Raw genomic sequence first — 440 nt, 5'->3', positions numbered from 1 at the left:
CCTTGATACCACAAAAAAAGAGTATTACTTAACGCAATTTGAAATACTTAAATCTGACAGTATTGGCCGAGAAGTAATTACCAAGCTTAATTTAGAAGAACATGGCGATTTTATTGCTAAACCTAGTTTAATGGGGGAAGTTAAAGGCTATGTAAAAGGTTTACTGCCTTTTTTAAATAAAAATGAAGAAAGATATTTATCTGCAGAAGAAAAAGCAGAGCAAAAAATGCTTTTTTTATTGAGTATTTATAAATCTAAGCTAGGTATTGAACCAATCAGAAATACCCAATTAGTAAATATAAGCTATGAGTCGAGCGATCCCGCTTTAGCCGCTTTAGTTGCTAATGCTGTAGGCGATATATACATAGAAAGCCAAATGCGCGCGAAAATGGGAATAACTCAACAGGCTTCTAGTTGGTTAAACTCGAGGTTATCGCAAC

At 34.3% G+C, this 440-nt stretch carries 1 pseudogene; it reads left to right on the top strand.

The annotated features are described in order from the left end of the window. Window positions 1-440, top strand: a pseudogene (locus tag AAEZ18_RS18405) (GumC family protein); the annotation flags it as partial.

This window comes from Pseudoalteromonas sp. 19-MNA-CIBAN-0066, from assembly GCF_040308705.1.
In the GTDB taxonomy this organism is placed as follows: domain Bacteria; phylum Pseudomonadota; class Gammaproteobacteria; order Enterobacterales; family Alteromonadaceae; genus Pseudoalteromonas; species Pseudoalteromonas nigrifaciens.
This window is presented reverse-complemented; position numbering and strand designations above follow the sequence as displayed.